This is a genomic window from Proteus sp. fly-1008, from assembly GCF_040140305.1.
Taxonomy (GTDB): domain Bacteria; phylum Pseudomonadota; class Gammaproteobacteria; order Enterobacterales; family Enterobacteriaceae; genus Proteus; species Proteus vulgaris_B.
This window is the reverse complement of record NZ_JBEEWH010000037.1, coordinates 1-2,130: the sequence shown is the minus strand read 5'-3', so window position 1 is coordinate 2,130 and position 2,130 is coordinate 1. Positions and strand designations below refer to the sequence as shown.

General features: G+C 33.7%; 4 protein-coding genes. All 4 read right to left on the bottom strand.

Annotation, left to right across the window (positions count from 1 at the left end; all coding sequences use genetic code 11):
• Window positions 1-225: hypothetical protein (locus ABN256_RS18965; protein WP_349439928.1), on the bottom strand; the 225-nt coding region annotated here is incomplete at its 3' end.
• Window positions 226-360: 135 nt separating this feature from the next.
• On the bottom strand, window positions 361-762 hold the full coding sequence (locus ABN256_RS18960) for a hypothetical protein (protein WP_349439927.1): 402 nt from the start codon (window positions 760-762) through the stop codon (window positions 361-363).
• Window positions 755-1,003 (bottom strand): hypothetical protein, encoded by a 249-nt coding sequence (locus ABN256_RS18955; protein ID WP_349439926.1) that lies wholly within the window; start codon window positions 1,001-1,003, stop codon window positions 755-757. The genes ABN256_RS18960 and ABN256_RS18955 overlap by 8 nt, the downstream gene beginning before the upstream one ends.
• A gap of 22 nt (window positions 1,004-1,025) precedes the next feature.
• Window positions 1,026-1,895 (bottom strand): LAPAL motif-containing putative phage structural protein, encoded by an 870-nt coding sequence (locus ABN256_RS18950; RefSeq protein ID WP_349439925.1) that lies wholly within the window; start codon window positions 1,893-1,895, stop codon window positions 1,026-1,028.
• Window positions 1,896-2,130 lie beyond the last annotated feature (235 nt).

Sequence of the window (2,130 nt, the reverse complement as noted above, 5' to 3'; positions counted from 1 at the left end):
AAATGTGCCTCTTTCGATAGGCGCATTTACAACACGGCTTTTGTTTTCATACTGGAGTGATATCACGTTATCAGCGAGCAATAACGGAACACCATATTCATTGAATATTCCCCAGTAGTTACCGAATAAGGAATTAATTAACGCAGCACCGCCAAGGCTAATACCTGCATCTAATCCAGCGTTAGGTAATCCCTTCCAGTTTGGTATATCTGGCATTCCGAACATTGTTATCTCCAACGTGAAAAGCCTCAATCAAGAGGCATGGTGAAATTTGGGCAATAAAAAACCCACCGGAGTGGGTTGGATATATTGAATATATAATCACTATAATAGGGTTTTAGTTGTGTTTGATTCTTGTTCTTAGGGATCTATATTTTCAGTAGTTTTCTCTACATGTTTCCAGTAATCTTCCGGTTTATATATTCCAGCCTCAATACCCATACATATTCCATACCTAATTTCTGCTTGTTCTAATAATTCTGGCGGTAAATTTCCATTATTTATTGCTTTTTTTAATCTTCTTTTATTAAAAAATAACCATATGTTAAATCTAAGCCTTTGTGGTTCCAGTGATACTAACGCAGATATAAACGTAAATAATTCACTGAGCATAACGGCTATAACAGGAACGACAGCTATATATAAATTTCTATAGTCAGCATTTATCATGTCAGCCAAGTGCATTAAAATAGCTCCTGCTCCACCACCACCCGCAATTCCTACTGCCTTACTTCCTGTTCCCTTATTTTGCTCATCACCCATGATTTATATCCTCATGGGCTTTCTTGTCAGCCATTTTATCTAAAAGAGAAAAAAATTCATCATCCCTTTTTAGGTACACCACTCTCTCTAGTGTTTCACCATTTTTGGTGTGATAAGTGATCGTCACTTTTTCTTTACTAAAGATAAAGTAAATTAAAATCCTTAGAATCAACCTGATGGAATAAAGTATGGCTGGAGCCATCAACACAATTCCTATTATTCCAATAATACTATCCTGCATGGTTAACTCCTAAAGTTCGCAATTAATTCTTACCTAATTGCCTTCCAACCTTTTGAACAACATAACTTGATCTTTTACTCACCGAGTCTGATGTTGTTATTTTCTTCATATTAACAACGAACAGTTCACCAAAAATACTAGGAGCATCTGGCTGAGTTAATTTTAAAATGAACTCATCATCATCCATTTTAACTTGGTATGGCTCTTCATTAATTATTACATTCCAGCCTGATTTTTTTTGAATGTTTGCAGAGACGAAAGTAAGAGTGGTTTCAATATCTTCTTCACTTCTTTCTGTTTCAAAAATAGTTTTTGGTGATTTAAAGTTTCCTGCATCATCTTTAGTTATCTTTAAGTCAGGGATCGTTTTTTTTATTTTTCCTTCACTCACTTCAAAACTATCAACACCAGGATGTAATAGAGGTTTATGGATAAAAGAATCTATAGCTTTGCGAATACTTGGTGAACTTACAATTTTTTCCACATCAGAAGAGCACTCTATTTCTTCACCATCAACAAGTAACTTAACATCACCTGTAGTGCTGTTTTTTTCTATAATATCTACCTTTCTTCCTTTTAGCCTTTGAAGTACATCAATTACAGTTTTATCGCCTACTATAAAATTAGCTGTATTTAGCCCAATGATTTTTAAAACATCTTTAGCGTTTTCAGCGCCTCTTTTTACTGACAATTTAAAACCAAAAGAACCGGCTATCAGCCCAGCATCAACATCAACATGAAATTCACTTTTACCATTTAAAATAGTATTTGCTTCATAAATGGCATTACCCAATCCTTGTAGACTTTCAGCAAAGAAAAGTATATCCATTTTATGATTTTTTAGTGCTTCACCATCATAGACTATGTTTATAATTTGTTCATTAGATGCCATCTTTATTCCATCCATATAGAAAATTTGGCTTATTCTATTAAATAAATTAAATTTATACATCTGTGAATAAAAACACTGGTTTTATAAACACAAACTATAAAAGTGACCGCACAAGAATAACTGTATATAAAAACAGTATATCTTGTTTTTTGTGGAGCTCAAGAGAAGTCTTGTAAAGATTCTTTTAGTTAATCAGCTATCTTCGGACAAGGTTGGGGTTAACGCTTTCAGAAAA